Origin of the sequence: Paracoccus jeotgali (assembly GCF_002865605.1) — a bacterium.
In the GTDB taxonomy this organism is placed as follows: Bacteria; Pseudomonadota; Alphaproteobacteria; order Rhodobacterales; family Rhodobacteraceae; genus Paracoccus; species Paracoccus jeotgali.
The window spans coordinates 2,071,917-2,086,761 of sequence record NZ_CP025583.1; the positions used below are offsets into that span (position 1 = coordinate 2,071,917).

Genomic DNA, 14,845 nt, shown 5'->3' on the forward strand with positions numbered 1-14,845 from the left:
TCGTTGTCAGAACCCGGCTGGACAACGCGCTAGCGCCAGGACCGGTCCTCGGCCTGCCGCTGCCGCATGTTGCGGCGAAACAGGGTCAGCGCGGCCAGCGTGCACAGCGCCCCCGACAGCAGATAGACGCCTGCCGACCACAGCCCGAACCGCTCGGCCAGAAACAGCGCCACAACGGGCGCAAAGCCTGCCCCGAACATCCATGACAGGTCCGAGGTCAGGTTCGAGGCCGTATAGCGGTTCTCCATCGCGAACCCCGCCGCGACCACGCCCGAGGATTGCCCGAAGGACAGGCCCAGCAGCGCAAAGCCGATAAAGACGTAAAGCGCCTGCCCGCTCAGGCCCAGACCCAGCAGCACCGGCGAGATCACCGCATAGACCGCAATCGCGATGGCGCAGTTGCGCAGCAGCGAGCGCCGCCCGATCCGGTCGGCCAGAAAGCCCGAGGCGATGATGCCGCCCAGTCCGATGGCGCCGCCGAAAATCTCGATCCACAGGAAGGCCACGACGTTTTCCGGCGCGTTCAGATGAATCCAGGCCAGCGGAAACACCGTGACCATATGCATCAGTGCCAGCGTCGCCAGCGGCACGAAACTGCCCGCGATCAGGTTCGACGCCTCGTCCAGCAGCAGCCGGGGGTTGATCCGGGGGCGCAGCTCGGCCTTGGCGTAAAGCGCGTCGAATTCCTCGCTGACCGCCAGCCGCAGCCGCGCGAACAGCGCCACGACGTTGATCGCAAAGGCGACAAAGAAGGGATAGCGCCAGCCGTAATTCAGGAACTCGTCCTCGGTCAGGCTCATGCGCAGAAAGACGAACAGCGCGCTGGCCAGGATCAGCCCGATGGGCGCGCCGATCTGCGGCAGCGTCGCGTAACGCGCCTTGCGATCCTCGGGCGCGTTCATTGCCAGCAGCGACGACATGCCGTCATAGGCCCCGCCCAGGGCCGCGCCCTGCCCCATGCGGAACAGGCACAGGCTGGCCACGGTCAGCCAGCCCTCGGATTCGAAGCTGGGCAGGAACGAGATCGCCACCGTCGACATGCCCAGCAGGAACAGCGAGGCGGTCAGCTTGACCCCGCGCCCCCAGCGCCGGTCGATGGCGGTAAAGACAAAGCTGCCCACCGGCCGCGCGACGAAACCAAGCGCCAGCACCAGAAACGCGAACAGCGTCCCGTCAAGCGGCGTGGCAAAGGAAAAGATGAACTGCGGGAAGACCAGCACCGCCGCGATGGCGAAGACGAAAAAATCGAAGAACTCGGAGGTGCGACCAATTACCACACCGATGGCGATATCGGTGAGTCGTCCCTGACTGACCGGCGCAGAGCGGTCCGAATCGGCGGCAAGTTCCATGTTTTCAACCTGTTGCTGTTCAGCGGCGGGTTTTCGTCTGTCCTTCCAAGGTTCCGGCCCTGCCGGTTCCTGTCAAGCGTGGCTCTGTCATGGACAAAGCGGCGCGGCTTTGGTTTTATCCGTATCTCATATCCGGCTTTGCGGTGCCATCTTCCGCTTGCAAAGATCGCGCAGACCATCGCCGGCCCGTCCAGCAACCCCGAGATGTCCATGCGCCCGCTTCGAACCCTCGCCCCTCTCGCCGCGCTGTCGGCCCTGTCCGGCTGCGGGTCCGAGGTGCTGTTTCCCTCGGGCGACATCGCCGCGCGGACCCGCGATGTGCTGGGGCTGACCACGGCGCTGATCCTGGTGATCGTGCTGCCGGTGATGATGACCATCGTCTGGTTCGTGATCCGCTATCGCGCCTCGAACAAGGCGACGCAGGATGAATATGCGCCCGACTGGGACCATTCGGTCCAGCTTGAACTGCTGATCTGGGCCGCGCCGCTGACCATCATCATCTGGCTGGGCGCGCTGACCTGGGTCAGCACCCACAAGCTGGACCCCTATCGCCCGCTGGATACCGACATCCTTGGCGTCTACGAGGATTCGACCCCGCTGGTCGTGCAGGTGGTGTCGATGGACTGGAAATGGCTGTTCATCTATCCCGAATACGGCATCGCCACCGTCAACGAGCTGGCCGCGCCGCTGAACCGGCCGATCCGCTTCGATCTGACCTCGACCGAGGTGATGAACGCCTTCTACGTCCCGACGCTGGCCGGGATGATCTATACCATGCCCGCCATGCAGACCCAGCTGCACGCCGTCATCAACCGCGAGGGCGCCTATAAGGGCATGTCCTCGCATTACAGCGGCGCCGGGTTCTCGGGCATGAACTTTCCCTTCTTCGGGCAGCGGCAGGACGATTTCGACGATTGGGTGACGATGGTGGGCGAAAGCGAGCTGGTCCTTGACCGCGACAGCTATCGCGAGCTGCGCGAGCCCAGCCAGAACGTGCCCGCCACCTATTTCCGGCTGGGCGACCCGACCCTGTATCACGCGATCCTGAACCGCTGCGTCGATCCCGGTCAGGTCTGCATGGACCAGATGATGTCAGGCGGCGCCCATGGCGGCCACGCGGCCGCCAACCCCGAACGCGCCCATGCCCCGGACGACCAGACCGCCGCCCCGGACAAGGACGAGGGCGAGGCCGGCCAGCCCGGCGCGGGTGCCGAGACCCCGGAACAGGGCGACAGCTAGCAGGATGGACATGGACAACAGCATCAGCGATTCCACATTCCTTTTCGGCCGGCTCGGCTGGTCCCGGCTGCCGCTTCACGAACCGATCGTGGTCGGCACCTTCGTCGTGGTGGCGCTGCTGGGGCTGGCGCTGGTGGCCGCGCTGACCCGGTTCCGGCTGTGGGGCTATCTGTGGAACGAATGGTTCACCAGCGTCGATCACAAGAAGATCGGCATCATGTACATGGTGCTGGGGCTGGTCATGTTCCTGCGCGGCTTCGCCGATGCGGTGATGATGCGGATCCAGCAGGTCTGGGCTTTCAACGGGTCCGAGGGCTATCTGAACGCCCATCACTATGACCAGATCTTCACCGCCCACGGCACCATCATGATCTTTTTCGTGGCCATGCCGCTGGTCACCGGGCTGATGAATTACGTCATGCCGCTGCAGATCGGGGCGCGGGACGTTTCGTTCCCGTTCCTCAACAATTTCAGCTTCTGGATGACGGTCGGCGGCGCGGTGCTGGTGATGCTGTCGCTGTTCATCGGCGAGTTCGCGCAGACCGGCTGGCTGGCCTTTCCGCCGCTGTCGGGCCTTGCCGCCAGCCCGCGCGAGGGGGTGGATTACTATATCTGGGGCCTGCAGATCGCCGGGGTCGGCACGACGCTGTCGGGGATCAACCTGATCGTCACCATCCTCAAGCTGCGCTGCCCGGGCATGACGCTGATGCGGATGCCGATCTTCACCTGGACGACGCTGTGCACCAACATCCTGATCGTCGCCAGCTTTCCGGTGCTGACCGCGACCTTGGCGCTGCTGGCGCTGGACCGCTATCTGGGGATGAATTTCTTTACCAATGACCTCGGCGGCAACCCGATGCTGTATATCAACCTCATCTGGATCTGGGGCCACCCCGAGGTCTACGTCCTGATCCTGCCCGCCTTCGGCATCTTTTCCGAGGTGGTCTCGACCATGTCGGGCAAGCGGCTGTTCGGCTATAACTCGATGGTCTATGCCACCGTCTGCATCACCATCCTGTCCTATCTGGTCTGGCTGCACCATTTCTTCACCATGGGGTCGGGCGCGTCGGTGAACTCGTTCTTCGGGATCACGACGATGATCATCGCCATCCCGACCGGGGCCAAGATCTTCAACTGGCTGTTCACCATGTATCGCGGCCGCATCCGGTTTGAACTGCCGATGATGTGGTCCATCGCCTTCATGCTGACCTTTGTCATCGGCGGCATGACCGGGGTGATGCTGGCCGTGCCCCCGGCCGATTTCGTGCTGCACAACTCGCTTTTTCTGGTAGCGCATTTCCACAACGTCATCATCGGCGGCGTTGTCTTCGGGCTGTTCGCCGGGATCAATTACTGGTGGCCCAAGGCCTTCGGCTTTCACATGAACCAGTTCTGGGGGCATGTCAGCTTCTGGTGCTGGGTGATCGGGTTCTGGATGGCGTTCGCGCCGCTGTATATCATGGGGCTGATGGGGGTGACGCGGCGGCTGCGGGTATTCGACGATCCCTCGCTGCAGATCTGGTTCGCCATCGCGGGGCTGGGGGCGGCGGTGATCGCGGTCGGCATCTTTGCGCTGCTGATGCAGATTTACACCTCGATCCGCGACCGGGCGCAGAACCGCGACGTCTCGGGCGATCCGTGGAACGGGCGCACGCTGGAGTGGTCGACCTCGTCCCCGCCGCCGGAATACAACTTTGCCGTGCTGCCGGTGGTCCATGATATCGATGCATGGCAGGACATGAAGGAACATGGCTATACCCGCCCGGCCAAGGGCTTCGGCCCCATCCACATGCCCCGCAACACGCCCGCCGGCATGTTCCTCGCGGCGGCGAGCGTGGTGATCGGCTTTGCGCTTGTCTGGCATATCTGGTGGCTGGCCGGGCTGTCCCTGCTGGGGCTGATCGCCATCGCCATCTGGCACAGCTTCGATTACGACCGCGGGCGCGAGATCCCCCGCGACCGCGTCATCGCGACCGAGGCGGCGCACCGCCAAGCCCTGTCCGGCGCGGTATGAGGGCCAAGATGACCGCAGAGACTACCAACCCCCGCCCCTTCCACCCGACCGAAGAGCCGCACCACCCCGACGGCCATTCCACCCCGCTAGGCTTCTGGATCTATCTGATGAGCGATTGCCTCATCTTTGCGATCCTGTTTGCGACCTATGGCGTGCTTTCGCATCGCACCGCCGGCGGCCCCGGCCCGCAGGACCTGTTCGAGCTGCCCCTGATCGCGCTGAACACGGCGATGCTGCTGATGTCCTCGCTGACCTTCGGGCTGGCGATGCTGGCGATGCATTCCGGTCGCGTGCGCCAAGTGCTGCTGTGGCTGCTGGCGACGGCGGCGTTCGGCGCCGGTTTCCTCGCGATCGAGATGTACGAGTTCGCCCATCTGGTCAGCATCGGCGCCGGACCGTCGCGTTCGGCCTTTCTGTCGGCCTTCTTCACGCTGGTCGGGACGCATGGGCTGCACGTCACCGTCGGGCTGATCTGGCTGGCGGTGCTGGCGGTGCAGATTCAGCGCCACGGGCTGACCTTCGCCAATCAGCGCCGGGTCGCCTGCCTGTCGCTGTTCTGGCACTTTCTCGACGTGATCTGGATCGGCGTCTTCACCTTTGTCTATCTGATGGGGATGATCTGATGCGCAGCGATCACGCCACCGACGACGATGCCCTGGGCGAGGGCTTTCCGCAGGGCACGCTGCGCGGCTATCTGACCGGCTTTGGCCTGTCGGTGATCCTGACGGCGATCCCCTTCTATATCGTGATGACCGGCGGGCTGGATACGCGGCTGCTGACCATGCTGGCGGTGCTGGGCTGCGCGGTGGCGCAGATGCTGGTTCACGCGGTCTTCTTCCTGCACATGACCCCGCGCGCCGAAGGCGGCTGGCCGCTGGTCTCGCTGTTCTTCATGCTGATCCTGCTGGTGATCGTCGTCGTGGGCACGCTGTGGGTGATGTATCACATGGACAGCAACATGATGCCCGGCATGGCCCCGGCGCTGACCGACACGCCGGTGCCGCTCGACACGGGCGGCAGGTGACAGAGGCCGAGCGGCCGCCCCGCCCGCTGACGCAACTGGTCGCGGTGCTGGTGCTGGGCGCACTGATGCTGGCGGGGTTCATGTGGCTGGGCCTCTGGCAGATCGAGCGGCGGGCGTGGAAGCATGACCTGATCGACCGGGTCGAGGCGCGTCTGTCCGCCCCGGTCCAGCCTTTCGCCCGGATCACCGGCCCGCCCAAGGACCGCGAATACAGCCGCGTCCGCGTCACCGGCCGGTTCGACCATGGCGCCGAGGTTCTGGTGCAGGCGGTGACCGAGCTTGGCGGCGGGTTCTGGGTGCTGACCCCGCTGCATCTGGACCAGGGCGGCAGCGTCCTCGTCAATCGCGGCTTCGTCCCGCCGCAGCGGCGCGACCCTGCCACCCGCGCGGCCGCGCAGCCCGAGGGCGCCGTGACCGTCACCGGCCTTCTGCGCCTGACCGAGCCAGATGGCGCCTTCCTGCGCCAGAACGACCCCGCCGGCGGGCGCTGGTATTCCCGCGACGTCGCCGCCATCGCGCAGGATCTGGGCCTGCCCAACGCCGCGCCCGATTTCATCGACGCCGACGCCGACCCGGATGTGATCGCCGCCGACGGGCCGCAGGGCGGGCTGACGGTGGTGCAATTCCGCGACACCCACCTGATCTATGCGCTGACATGGTTCACGCTGGCGGGCCTCGTCGCCTTCGCCCTGACCGTGCTGATCCGCCACGAATACCGCCTGCGCCGCTGATAGTGCCGTTGCGGCACAACCCCGCCCGGCCGCCGCGCCCCGCTTGATCCCCCCTCCCGTCCACCCCACATATGCTGCACTGCGGCATGAATGGTTCGGAGGTTGGTCCCATGCAGGGAAAGACAATGGCAACAAGCACGTCGGGGATGCAGGCACGGCTGCGGCACTGGGCCGGGGACGACACGCCCTCGCAATCCGCGAAAGAGCCCCGTCCCCATGTCGAACTGCGCGGCTTGACCGGGCGCGACCAGCCCCAGCATGTCGAACACCTGCTGCGCCTGACCGCCGAGGATCGCCGCGCACGCTTTCACTCCGCCACCAAGGACGAGACCATCCGCGCCTATTCGGAAGGGCTGGAATGGCACAAGGTGCTGATCTTCGGTCTGTTCGTGGACGGCACGCTGCGCGCCGCAGGCGAGCTTTTGCAGGCTGACGGCTCGACCAGTGCCGAGATTTCTCTGTCGGTGGAAAAAGAGTTCCAGCATGGCGGTTTCGGCAAGACGCTGGTGCTGGCGCTGGTCCTCGCCGCCCGCCGGGTCGGCGTCACCCATCTGACCATGTCGTTTCTGGGCAGCAACCACTCGATGCGGGCGATTGCGCGGGATCTGGGGGCCGTGACCGACGGTTTCGCGCCGGTGATCGAATCGGTCAAGGTTATTCCCCCGGCCGCGCGGCTGAAGCCCGCCGCAGACAAGCCCACCTGACAGCGCAGACAGCGGGCGGGCAGCGGCGCGCCCCGGCTGGCCTTAATGCCACAACCCGTTGCCGCAGCGCAGCAAGTCCGCGATGCGGCTTGACCTGCGGCGACATGGCGATATGCAGAACCCGCTCAGGTTCCGGCGCTCGCGTCGGTGAAAAGGGAACACGGGACAGGCGTCATGCCGATGCCGTGGCTGCCCCCGCAACTGTAGGCGGATAGCAAGGCCGAACATGCCACTGGGAAACCGGGAAGGCCGGCCAAGCGGTGACCCGCAAGCCAGGAGACCTGCCCGGGCGCTCACCCATTTCGCGGCGCGGGGCGTGCCGGGAAAGCGGGCGATCCGCAGCGGTGACAGCCGTCCTGAGGCCCTTGGCCCCAGGTGTCGATCACCCCTGCCCGGCGCGTCCCGCCGGGCCCTTGGAAAGCCATGCCGATGCGCCTTTCGCTGCTGCTTTGCTGCGCCCTGATCCCTGCCCCGCTGCTGGCGCAGGACGATGCCCCCCTCGTTCTCGATCCGATCACGCTGCAGGCGGGTCTGCGGCCGATCCTCGAATCCGCTTATGGCCGCGCCCATACCGTGCTGACCGCCAACGACCTCGCACGCCAGGGCGCTACCACCGTCGCCGACGCGCTGCGCCGGGTGCCGGGGCTGGCGGTCAGCGACAGCGGCCACGGCCTGACCGCGCTGCGCATCCGCGGCGGCGAGGGCAATCATACGCTGGTGCTGATCGACGGCGTCCGCGCCTCGGCCGGGGATGGCGAGTATTATTTCTCTGGCCTCGACCTGACCTCGGTCGAGCGGATCGAGGTGCTGCGCGGCCCGCAATCGGTGTTCTTCGGCGCCGATGCCTCGTCCGGCGTGGTCAACATCATCACCCGCAAGGGCGGACCGGGCCGATCCGCGCGCCTTTCGGTCGAGGGCGGCAACGGCTATGCGGCCTCGGCCTTTGTCAGCCAGCGCGATGAGCGCGGCGGGGTGGCGCTGAACCTGTCGCGCCGCGACGATCATGGATTCGACATCTCGGGGTCGGGCGGGGAAAAGGACGGGCTGCGCCGCAACAGCGCGCAGATCAGCGTTGATTACGCGCTGACCGACACGCTGACCATGGGCGCGATGCTACGCCGGGCGAGCGAGGATTACGACTATGATGCCGACAACTGGGCGGCGACCTCTGCCGAGGATTACCTGATCGACAGCGACGACCGCTCGGCCCGCATGGAACGCGCGGGACAGATCTGGCTCGACCACCAGATGCTGGACGGCCGCCTCCTGAACCGGCTGTCCTTCGACCGCACGCAATATGACTTCAACGACAACAGATGGGTCGAGACCGAGGCCCGCACCGACCTGCTGAAGCTGCGCAGCACCTATGGGCTGGACGGCGCGGCCGATGTCGCCAGCCAGACCCTGTCCTTTGGGCTAGAGCGGCGGCGCGACGAAAACAGCCTCGCCAGCCAGCAGAACCGCCGCACGGTCTCGGCGGTGATGGAGTATCGCGCGGCCTTCGCCAGCGGGCTGGACGTGCAGTTCGGGCTGCGCCATGACGACAACGACCTGTTCAAGGACAAGACAAGCTGGTCGCTCGGCCTGTCCTGGCAACTGCCACAGGCGCCCCTGCGGCTGCATGCCTCGGCGGGGACTGGCATCGTCAATCCGACCTATCTCGAACTTTTCGGCGGCTACGGCTATGTCGGCAATCCAGACCTGCGCCCCGAGGAAAACCGCGGCTTCGATCTGGGCGTCGAGGCGAGCCTGCTGGACGGGCAAGCGATCCTGGATGTGACGATCTTCCGCGATGATCTGGAAAACGAGATCCAGCCCTCTGAACTCGAATTACCCGACGGCACCAACTACTATAACCAGTCGGGCACCAGCAAACGTCGCGGGGTCGAGGTCGCGGGTCAGTGGCGGGCGACGGACGCGCTGACGCTGACCACGGATTACACCTATCTCGACGCGACCGAACCCGATGGCTCGGTCGAGGTCCGTCGCCCGCGTCATCAGTTCGGGTTGGGCGTCAATTATCTGGTGGCCGAGGGTCGCGGCAGCCTGTCCGCCGAACTGCTGCACGTCTCGGGCAATCATGACGGCCAGCCATGGTCGGGTTATCAGAAGAAAGAACTGCCATCCTATACGCTGGTCAACATCTCGGGCGGCTATGATCTGACCGATCAAGTCCGGCTGACCGGCCGCGTCACCAACCTGTTCGACCGCGACCATGAGGAGGTCTGGGGCTATGCCACCCGCGGCCGCGCCGCCTATCTGGGGCTGGTCGCCGCATGGTAGCAGGCCGGATGCTGGCGGCGGCGCTGATCCTCTGCACCGCCGGGGCCGCGCTGGCCGAGGGCGTCGCGGCGGGCCGCACTGCCCTCAGCCAGCCGCAGCGTGTCGTCTCGGTCAACCTCTGCACCGATCAACTCGCCATGCTGATCGCCGCGCCGGGGCAGTTGCGCTCGGTGTCGTGGCTCGCCGCCGATCCTGCCGTGTCGGTCATGGCCGGGCAGGCAGAGGACTGGCCGCAGAATGACGGCAGCGCCGAGCAGGTGTTCCTGATGCAGCCCGATCTGGTGCTGGCCGGGACCTATTCGACCGGGCCCGCGGTGCAGATGCTGCGCCGCCTTGGCATCCGGGTCGAGACGCTGCCGCCCGCCAACTCGATCACCGATATCCGCGCGGGGATCACGCGGATGGGCCTCCTGCTGGACCAGCCCGAACGCGCCGCCCGGCTGCTGGCAGCGTTCGATGCCGATCTGGCCGCGATCCATCCCCTCGCCCCGCGCCTTGCCGCGAGCTATGCCGCGAACGGCTTCAGCGACGGCCAGGACAGCCTTGCCGGCGACGCCATGCGCCATGCCGGGCTGCGCCTGATCGCCGAGGCCACCGGCGGGGCCACGCCGCTGGAAACGCTGGTCATGGCCGCGCCCGAGGTTCTGGTCACCGGCAGCCGCTACGCCCCGCCCTCCCGGGCCGAGGCGGTGCTGGACCACCCCGCCTTTCGCGCCATCAAGGCGGCCCGCTATGCCGTCCCCGACCGCGACTGGATGTGCGGCCTGCCCGCCATCGCGGACACCATCGCGCAGCTTGCCCGATGAGGCTGCTGACCACCCTTTCCCTGCTGTGCCTGGCGCTGCTGACCGCCTCGCTGCTGATCGGTCCTGCCCGCGCCGGGGTGGGCGAAAGCCTGCTCGCGCTGTGGTCCGGTCAGGGGCCGCTGGGCCTGGTCATGCGCGAGATCCGGGCCCCGCGGGCGGTGCTGGGGCTGCTGGTCGGTGCCTCGCTGGGGCTGTCGGGCGCGGCGATGCAGGGCTATCTGCGCAACCCGCTGGCCGAGCCGGGGCTGATCGGGGTGTCGTCCTCGGCCGCGCTCGGCGCGGTGCTGGCGCTGCAGACGGGGCTGGCGGCGAGCTTTGCGCTTGGCCTGCCGCTGGCGGCGCTGGCGGGCGCGCTGGCGGCGGTGGGGCTGATCTTTCTGCTCGCCGGGCCGGGCGGCAGTTCGCTGGCGCTGATCCTGGCCGGGGTGGCGATTTCGGCCTTTGCGGCGGCGGGGACGGCGCTGGTGCTGAACCTGTCGCCCAACCCCTTCGCGGCGGGTGAGATCGTGTTCTGGATGATGGGATCGCTCGCCGACCGGTCCTGGCTGCATGTGGCCATCGCCGCGCCGGTCATCGCCGCCGGCGCGCTGCTGCTGGCTGGGACCGGGCGCGGGCTCGACGCGCTGACACTGGGCGAGGATGCCGCCGCCTCGCTGGGGATCGGCATGCGAGGGCTGCGGCTGCGGGTGGTGCTGGGGGTTGCGGCGATGGTCGGCGGCGCGACGGCGGTGGCCGGTGCCATCGGCTTCGTGGGCCTCGTCGTGCCGCATCTGCTGCGCGGGGCGGTGGGGGCCAGCCCGTCGCGGCTGCTGGCGGCCTCGGCCCTTGGCGGGGGCGCGATGGTGCTGGCGGCCGATATCGCGGTGCGGCTGATCCTGCCGGGCCGCGATCTGAAGCTGGGCGTGGTCATGGCGCTGATCGGCGCGCCGGTGTTTCTGCACCTGATCTGGCGGCAAAGGCGGGGGCTGTGATGCGGGTGACGCTGCGCGATGTCTCGGTCCGGCGCGGGGCGCGGCTGGTCCTTGACCGGGCCAGCTTCGAGATCGGGCCGGGCGAATTTCTGGGCGTGATCGGCCCGAACGGCGCGGGCAAGACCACGCTGCTGCGCGCGGCGCTTGGGCTGTTGCCGATGCAGGGTCACTCCTCGCTGGCCGCATTGCCCCCGGCCAGCCGCGCCCGCGCCGCCGCATGGCTGCCGCAGACGCGCGAGGCGGCCTGGCCGATCTCGGTCGAGGCGCTGGTTCGTCTTGGCCGCATCCCCCACCGCCGCCGGCAGGCGCAAGAGCCGGCCATCGAGGACGCGCTGCACCGCATGGGCCTGACCGCCCTGCGCCACCGCCCCATCACCGCGCTGTCGGGGGGCGAGCAGGCCCGCGCGCTGATTGCCCGGGCGCTGGCGCAGGACACCCCGGCCCTGCTGGTCGATGAGCCGATCGCCGGGCTCGACCCTGCCTATCAGATCGCCACCATGACCCTGCTGCGCGAGTTGGCGAGGAATGGGCGCACCGTCATCGCCTCGTTGCATGATCTGGGGCTGGTGGTGCGGTTCTGCACGCGGCTGCTGCTGATGGATCAGGGGCGGATCGTGGCCGACGGCCCACCCGCGCGGGTGCTGACGCCCGATCTGCTGGCGCAGGTGTTCGGCATCAGGGGCGCGTTTTTCGACACCGCCGACGGGCCGGTGTTTCAGCCGCTGGCGCTGATCTGAGCGCGCGTGGCGCGGTCAGTCGCCACCCCGCCCGGTCAGCCCGATGCGGCGGGCGGCGCGGGCCTCGATGGCCTGAAAGCCCTCGTGGATCAGCACGGCCAGCAGCCCGACCACCACGCCGCCCTGCACGACAAAGGCCGTGTTCGACGACAGCAGCCCAGCGATGATCACCTCGCCCAACGTCCGCGCGGCGACGGTCGAGCCGATGGTCGCGGTCGCCAGCGAAATCACCGCCGACAGCCGTATGCCGGCGAGGATCAGCGGCAGCGCCAGCGGCAGATCGACCTGCCACAGCCGCTGAAACCGGGTCAGCCCCATCCCGCGCGCGGCCTCGGCGATCTGCGGCGGCTGATCGGTCAGCCCGGTCAGAGTGTTTTCAAAGATCGGCAGCAAGCCATACAGAAACAGCGCGATCAGCGTCGGACCGGCCCCGAAGCCCAGGATCGGCACCGCCAGCGCCAGCACCGCGACCGGCGGAAAGGTCTGCCCGACCGAGGTGACAGTCCGCGCCAGCGGCAGGAACTCGCGCCCCGCCGGCCGCGTGACCAGTATCCCCAAGCCAACCGCAATCACCGTCGAGGCCGCGACCGCAAGCCCCACCAGCGTCAGATGCGACAGCGTCAGCGAGAGCAGCCCGGTCTGGGTATAGATGGCAGGCGCGTTGTTGCGGGTCAGCGGCGCGAACAGCCAGTCAAAGCTGTCCGGGCTGGCCAGAAACGCCAGCAGAAACAGCACCGCAATCGCCAACAGGACGCGCCCGGTCACGGCGCGACCTGCGCGGCGGCGGGTTCGTCGGGTGCCGCCAGCCCCGCGCCCGCCGCGCGCTGCCGCAACTGCGCCAGCGTGACCACGCCGCCGCCGGTGACGGGCAGCCGGTCGCGCCCGGTCCACAGACACTCGGCCAGCGCATCGCGTAGGCTGGCATCGGGCGCGATGGCGGGGCCGTCGGCCTGCCCCGGCTGGACCAGATCGCCGACCGGGGACAGCGACAGCAGGCGAAAGGGCCGCTCGGCGCTGCCGATCAGGGCCTGGACAAAGGGCGTGGCGGGGCGGGTCAGGATCTGTTCGGGCGGGCCGTATTGCAGCAACCGGCCCTGATCCATGACCGCGATGCGGTCGCCAAGGGCCACGGCTTCCTCCATGTCATGCGTCACGATGATCAGCGTCGTGCCAAGCCGCCGCTGCAGGGCGCGCAGATCGGCCTGCGCCTGCGCCCGGATCACCGGATCGAGCGCGCCAAAGGGTTCGTCCATCAGCAGCAGCTCGGGCCGCGCGGCAAGCGCCCGCGCCACGCCGACGCGCTGCTGCTGCCCGCCCGAAAGCTCATGCGGGCGGCGGTCGCGGAACTCGGCGGGGTCCAGCTGGAACATGCTCAGCAGCTCGTCCACCCGCTCGCGGATCTGGGATTTGGGCCAGCCCAGCAGGCGCGGCACGGTGGCGATGTTCTGCGCGACCGAGCGGTGCGGGAACAGCCCGTGGCCCTGGATCGCATAGCCGATCCGCCGCCGCAGCAGATGCGGCGACAGGGTGGCGGTGTCGACGTCGTCGATCAGCACCCGCCCCGCCGTCGGCTCGACCAGCCGGTTCACCATCCGCAGCAGCGTCGTCTTGCCAGAGCCAGAGGTGCCGACCAGCGCCGCGATCTGGCCCGTTTCCACGGTCAGGCTGACATCGTCGACGACGGTCGCGGTGCCGTAGCGCTTGGTCAGATGCTCGATCCGGATCATCGCGATCTCCTGTCACGGGGGCGGTGGTCAAGCGCCTCGATCAGCAGATCGAGCGCGATGCCGGCGATCAGCGCCAGGGCAATGGTGGGCAGCGCCCCCAGCAGAACCAGATCCATCGCGGTCTGGTTCAAACCCTGAAAGACAAAGGTGCCAAAGCCGCCGCCGCCGATCAGCCCGGCGATCACCGACATGCCGATATTCTGCACCAGCACGATCCGCACCGCCGCCAGCACCACCGGCAGCGCCAGCGGCACCAGCACGATCCGCAGCACCTGCGCCTGCGTCATACCCAGCCCGAACGCCGCATCGCGGGCGGCGGGCGAGGCCCCCGACAGCCCGACCAGCGTGTTCGAGACGACCGGCAGCAGCGAATACAGAAACAGCGCGACCAGCGCCGGAAAGACCCCGATACCCGCCACCCCAAGGGCCGCCGCGCCGGGCAGGTTCAGCGCGATCCAGCCAAAGATGGGGATCATGATGCCGAACAGCGCCAGCGACGGGATGGTCTGCAGGATGTTCAGCACCCCCAGCACCGGCCGGCGCAGCGCGGGCCGCAGGTAAAGCGCCACCCCCAGCGGCAGCCCGACCACCAGCGCGCCGCCAAGCGAGCCGAAGGCCAGCAGCAGATGCCGCCCGGCCTCGCGCCAGAACAGATCGCGCCGCACCTCGTATTCGCGCATGACCGAGACCCCGTCGAGCCAGCCCGACAGCAGCACCGCCGCAAAGCCCGCGATGACGCCCGCCAGCATCAGCCAGCGTGTGCCCAGGCCCGGCCGCATCCGCGACAGCGCATCGGCGGCCATCAGCGCGAAGGCCAGCAGCAGCAGCCACATCCCGGCCGAGGGCGCGATGCGGGCGATCGAGTTCCCCTGAGGCGTGCCCTGACGCACCACCGCGCCAAGCGCCAGCAGCACCAGCAGCGTCGACATCGCGGCCAGCGCCAGCCGCAGCGGCAGCGACACCCGCGCCAGCACGCCGACCCCCAGCACCGCCGCCAGCACCGCGATCAGCAGCCAGCCCGGCAGGCCGAGGCCGGTGGACAGCCACACCGGCTCGCCCAGCACGATGCGGTTGGGTTTGAACTGGACAAAGGGCAGCGCCAGCCCCGCCGCGCCGATCAGCGCGAACAGCACCCCCGGCCGGCTGAGCCGCGTGGCGCCCGTCTCGCCGGTCGCCTCGGACGTCTTGCCGCCCGAGGACGCGCGTTGGCGTCGCGCGCGACTGGCGGTCGCGGCATCGGCCCGTGCGGCGTCAGGCACC

Annotated in this window: 14 protein-coding genes and 1 riboswitch; of the genes, 10 read left to right on the forward strand and 4 right to left on the reverse strand. The window is 68.2% G+C overall.

Annotated features, from left to right (window positions below; translation table 11 throughout):
* Positions 1-29 precede the first annotated feature (29 nt).
* Complete coding sequence (locus CYR75_RS10130) at positions 30-1,349, reverse strand: MFS transporter (RefSeq protein ID WP_101499935.1); 1,320 nt, start codon at positions 1,347-1,349, stop codon at positions 30-32.
* 210 nt (positions 1,350-1,559) lie between these two features.
* Here CYR75_RS10130 and cyoA point away from each other — a divergent pair, with 210 nt between their 5' ends.
* From cyoA to CYR75_RS10180, 10 genes are all read left to right on the forward strand, one after another.
* Positions 1,560-2,588: a ubiquinol oxidase subunit II gene (gene cyoA / locus CYR75_RS10135; protein WP_158644626.1), complete on the forward strand. Its 1,029-nt coding sequence runs from the start codon at positions 1,560-1,562 to the stop codon at positions 2,586-2,588.
* A gap of 10 nt (positions 2,589-2,598) precedes the next feature.
* The gene (gene cyoB / locus CYR75_RS10140; RefSeq protein WP_101499937.1) at positions 2,599-4,602 is read left to right on the forward strand and encodes a cytochrome o ubiquinol oxidase subunit I; all 2,004 of its coding nucleotides are present in this window, start codon (positions 2,599-2,601) and stop codon (positions 4,600-4,602) included.
* A gap of 8 nt (positions 4,603-4,610) precedes the next feature.
* A complete protein-coding gene (cyoC, locus tag CYR75_RS10145; protein WP_101500986.1) occupies positions 4,611-5,225 on the forward strand; it encodes a cytochrome o ubiquinol oxidase subunit III in 615 nt (204 codons plus the stop codon).
* Entirely contained in the window at positions 5,225-5,626 is a 402-nt protein-coding gene (cyoD, locus tag CYR75_RS10150; RefSeq protein ID WP_101499938.1) for a cytochrome o ubiquinol oxidase subunit IV, read from the forward strand. Before cyoC ends, cyoD begins: the two co-directional genes overlap by 1 nt.
* Positions 5,623-6,357, forward strand: coding sequence for an SURF1 family protein (locus CYR75_RS10155; protein WP_225972677.1), 735 nt, complete (start codon positions 5,623-5,625; stop codon positions 6,355-6,357). The genes cyoD and CYR75_RS10155 overlap by 4 nt, the downstream gene beginning before the upstream one ends.
* A 125-nt stretch (positions 6,358-6,482) precedes the next feature.
* Complete coding sequence (locus CYR75_RS10160) at positions 6,483-7,061, forward strand: GNAT family N-acetyltransferase (RefSeq protein ID WP_158644627.1); 579 nt, start codon at positions 6,483-6,485, stop codon at positions 7,059-7,061.
* Between the two features lie 110 nt (positions 7,062-7,171).
* Positions 7,172-7,364, forward strand: a riboswitch (cobalamin riboswitch).
* A gap of 120 nt (positions 7,365-7,484) precedes the next feature.
* A complete protein-coding gene (locus CYR75_RS10165; RefSeq protein ID WP_101499940.1) occupies positions 7,485-9,344 on the forward strand; it encodes a TonB-dependent receptor plug domain-containing protein in 1,860 nt (619 codons plus the stop codon).
* Positions 9,338-10,150 carry an ABC transporter substrate-binding protein gene (locus tag CYR75_RS10170; RefSeq protein ID WP_101499941.1) on the forward strand — a complete coding sequence of 271 codons (813 nt, stop codon included), beginning with the start codon at positions 9,338-9,340 and terminating at the stop codon, positions 10,148-10,150. Before CYR75_RS10165 ends, CYR75_RS10170 begins: the two co-directional genes overlap by 7 nt.
* Positions 10,147-11,121 (forward strand): FecCD family ABC transporter permease, encoded by a 975-nt coding sequence (locus CYR75_RS10175; protein ID WP_101499942.1) that lies wholly within the window; start codon positions 10,147-10,149, stop codon positions 11,119-11,121. The genes CYR75_RS10170 and CYR75_RS10175 overlap by 4 nt, the downstream gene beginning before the upstream one ends.
* Positions 11,118-11,858, forward strand: a complete 741-nt coding sequence (locus tag CYR75_RS10180) for an ABC transporter ATP-binding protein (RefSeq protein ID WP_192876652.1) — start codon at positions 11,118-11,120, stop codon at positions 11,856-11,858. Before CYR75_RS10175 ends, CYR75_RS10180 begins: the two co-directional genes overlap by 4 nt.
* Positions 11,859-11,873: 15 nt before the next feature.
* Here CYR75_RS10180 and CYR75_RS10185 read toward each other — a convergent pair whose 3' ends face one another.
* Genes CYR75_RS10185 through CYR75_RS10195 form a run of 3 tightly spaced genes read right to left on the reverse strand, consistent with a single transcriptional unit; the run spans position 11,874 to position 14,844 of the window.
* Positions 11,874-12,623, reverse strand: coding sequence for an ABC transporter permease (locus tag CYR75_RS10185; RefSeq protein ID WP_101499944.1), 750 nt, complete (start codon positions 12,621-12,623; stop codon positions 11,874-11,876).
* A complete protein-coding gene (locus CYR75_RS10190; protein ID WP_101499945.1) occupies positions 12,620-13,585 on the reverse strand; it encodes an ABC transporter ATP-binding protein in 966 nt (321 codons plus the stop codon). Before CYR75_RS10190 ends, CYR75_RS10185 begins: the two co-directional genes overlap by 4 nt.
* On the reverse strand, positions 13,582-14,844 hold the full coding sequence (locus CYR75_RS10195) for an ABC transporter permease (RefSeq protein WP_225972678.1): 1,263 nt from the start codon (positions 14,842-14,844) through the stop codon (positions 13,582-13,584). The genes CYR75_RS10190 and CYR75_RS10195 overlap by 4 nt, the downstream gene beginning before the upstream one ends.
* Position 14,845: the final 1 nt, after the last annotated feature.